At 59.4% G+C, this 2,969-nt stretch carries 3 protein-coding genes; all 3 read left to right on the forward strand.

All coding sequences use genetic code 11. The features are described from left to right. Nucleotides 1–73 precede the first annotated feature (73 nt). The 3 genes from KMP13_RS18490 (at nt 74) to KMP13_RS18500 (ending at nt 2,896) form a co-directional block, all read left to right on the forward strand. A complete protein-coding gene (locus tag KMP13_RS18490; protein ID WP_435370373.1) occupies nt 74–721 on the forward strand; it encodes a taurine ABC transporter substrate-binding protein in 648 nt (215 codons plus the stop codon). Between the two features lie 110 nt (nt 722–831). Continuing rightward, the gene (locus KMP13_RS18495) at nt 832–1,632 is read left to right on the forward strand and encodes a taurine ABC transporter ATP-binding protein (RefSeq protein WP_215267452.1); all 801 of its coding nucleotides are present in this window, start codon (nt 832–834) and stop codon (nt 1,630–1,632) included. Between the two features lies 1 nt (nt 1,633). Further along, the gene (locus KMP13_RS18500; RefSeq protein WP_215267453.1) at nt 1,634–2,896 is read left to right on the forward strand and encodes an ABC transporter permease; all 1,263 of its coding nucleotides are present in this window, start codon (nt 1,634–1,636) and stop codon (nt 2,894–2,896) included. Nucleotides 2,897–2,969 lie beyond the last annotated feature (73 nt).

The raw sequence follows: 2,969 nt of genomic DNA on the forward strand, positions 1-2,969 counted from the left end.
GGTGTCCTCTTACGGTGAACCAGTTGAGGTGCTGGACATGGCGGATGGTGACTAGAAGAACGACAACTGCGTTGTGGCGACCACGCATGAGATCGACAAAGAAAGCGCCGATGAGCTGGCCAGCAAAAAGGTTGCGGTTCCGCTCGGCACCGCGGCGCATTACGGCTTCTTGAAGCAGATGGAGCATTTCGGCATCGATCTTGCCTCGCTTGAGATCGTCGACATGGCGCCCACCGATGGTGCGGCAGCGCTGGCGCAGGGTTCTGTTGATTTCGCCTGCGGCTGGGGCGGTGGTCTGGCGCGTATGAAAGAGCATGGCAACATCCTGTTGACCGGCGCCGAGAAAGAAGAGCTGGGCATTCTGGTGTTCGACGTGACCTCTGCACCGACCGATTTTGTGGTTGAGAACGAAGAGGTTGTGGCCAAGTTCCTGGAAGTGACCGCCGAAGCGAACGCGGTCTGGAACGCCTCGCAACCCGCCGAGATGCTGACCAAGATCGCCGTTGAATCCGGCATGGACGAAGAGGCGGCTCTGGCCTCGCTGTCGACCTTCTCTTTCCCCTCTGTCGACGAGCAGCTGTCTGAAGCCTGGTTGGGCGGCGCGGCTGCAACCTTTATGAAGGGTGTGGCGGATGTTTTTGTTGAAAGCGGCTCGATCCAGTCCTCGCTCGACAGCTACGAAGATGCTGTGACCGTCAGCCCGCTGGCTGCGATCAAATAAGCCTTTCGCACTTTGGGTCTGCGCGGCGCCGCTTTGGGGTGGCGCAGACCCCGCGAACGCTCTCTCTCTCTCTCCCTCCTTCCCATACGCACACCATAGGAGACCCACCCATGGGCGCCCTACAGATTAATGATGTATCCATGCGTTTCGAATTGCCGGACGGAAGCCACGTCCAGGCCCTGCAGAACGTGTCGCTGGATCTCAAAGAAGGCGAACTGCTGTCAGTTCTCGGACCGTCAGGCTGCGGTAAATCCACCCTGTTGAATATCGTGGCCGGCTTCCTGGCGCCCACCGACGGTGTTGTCACCCTGTCGGGCAATACGGTGACGGGCCCCAATGCGGAACGGGGCATGGTGTTCCAGAAGGGGGCGCTGTTTGAATGGATGAGCGTGCGCCAGAACGTGGAATTTGGCCCGCGCATGAAGAACATGGGCGAGGCGGACCGCAATACGATTGTGGAAAATCTGCTGGATACCGTGGGTCTGCGCGATTTCAAGGACAAGGCAGTCTATGAACTGTCGGGCGGCATGCAGCAGCGGGTGGCGCTGGCGCGTTGCCTGGCCAATGACCCGGATGTGATCTTGATGGATGAACCCTTAGGCGCGCTGGACGCGCTGACGCGGGAGAAGATGCAGGGTCTGGTGCTGGATCTGTGGAAGAAGACCGGCAAGACCATCATCTTGATCACCCACTCGGTGGATGAGGCCCTGTTGCTGGGCGAGCGCCTGTTGGTGATGGCGCCGCGTCCTGGTCGGATTTTCAAAGAATATAATCTGCCCTTTGCCGATCAAGCAGTGGGTGCCGATCTGCGCGTGGTCAAGGACGACCCGGCCTTTAACGACACCAAGAAAGAGATCCTGCAGATGATCTGGGAAATGGAAGAAGAGATTATGGGCGCGGGAGGCAAGTAAGATGTCAGGAATTGGCGGTATTTTCATTTACTTAGGGCTGCTGGTTGGCACCTATTTTGTGGTCCAGGCGGTGCGCTCGTTCATGAGCAAGACCACCGATTTCACCTCGCTCAAGACGGTGACCTTTGGCGATGAAAGCGCGGTGACCTCGGACCGGGCGGCCTCGGTGATCTCGGTGATTGTGGTCTTTATGGTCTGGGGCGCCTTTACCGGCTCCAAACTGGTGCCGATCCACATGCCGGGCCCGTTCAAAGGCGCGACCAGCTTTAGCTATGTGGCGCAGAACCTGGCTGGTGAGACGGCGACAGGCACCGTGCAGGTCCTGGTGCATGAGGCCGGTCAAGACGTGGAGACCCCGGATGCGGGCACCTCTGCAGGCTTTGCCCAGAACGACGCGGCCACGGTTGCGGCCTGGCGGTCGGTGCTGATCCGCGCCCATCGCAACGATGGTGACGATGTGGTTGTGACATCGGTTGAAGGTCAGGCAATTGCGCCGGGTGACACGGTTTTGGTCCCCAATGGTGAGGTCACGATGACCGCCAAAGGCTCGCTGAACTTCTCGCCCAGATCCGGCTGGCAGATGGAGCCGATCTGGCTGCCGTCCCCGGAAGCTGTGGCGAAACGCTTCTGGGTGATCGCCACCGAAGGCTATCAGAATGTGTCGTTGTTTGAACATGTGGGCTGGTCGCTTTACCGGGTGTTTGTGGGCTTCCTGCTGGGCTCGCTCGTGGGTATTCCGCTGGGCTATGCGATGGGTCTTTCGGGCTGGGCGCGCGGCTGGTTTGATCCCATCGTGGAGTTCATGCGTCCGGTACCGCCCTTGGCGCTGATCCCGCTGGTGATCATCTGGTTTGGCATCGGCGAAGTGGGCAAGATCGTGTTGCTGTTCCTCGCGGCCCTCTGGGTGATGATCATCGCCGCACGCGCTGGCGTGTCGGGTGTGAACATCACCAAAGTGCAGGCGGCCTATTCGCTGGGGGCCAGCAAATGGCAGGTGCTGCGCTATGTGATCCTGCCCAACTCCCTGCCGGAAATTTTCACCGGTGCGCGGGTTGCCATGGGTGTGTGCTGGGGCACAGTTGTTGCGGCCGAACTGGTGGCGGCAGAAAAAGGCGCCGGTAAAATGATCGTCGCAGCCTCCAAATTCCAGGCCACCGACATCGTCATCATGGGCATCGTGATGATCGGCCTCATCGGCTTTGGCATCGACATCCTAATGCGCAAATCCGAAGCCTTCCTCGTCCCCTGGAAGGGCAAATCCTGATCCAACAAACGGACCAAAATACACAAATAAAACGGCCGCTAATCCAGCGGCCGTTTGCGTGTTTAGGGGGGGT

The organism is Epibacterium ulvae (genome assembly GCF_018678075.1).
In the GTDB taxonomy this organism is placed as follows: Bacteria; Pseudomonadota; Alphaproteobacteria; order Rhodobacterales; family Rhodobacteraceae; genus Epibacterium; species Epibacterium ulvae_A.

What these genes read in the sequence shown, in the direction of transcription:
- KMP13_RS18495 (WP_215267452.1), top strand. Translation starts at nt 832, where the DNA reads ATGGGCGCCCTACAGATTAATGATGTATCCATGCGTTTCGAATTGCCG.
- KMP13_RS18500 (WP_215267453.1), top strand. Translation starts at nt 1,634, where the DNA reads ATGTCAGGAATTGGCGGTATTTTCATTTACTTAGGGCTGCTGGTTGGC.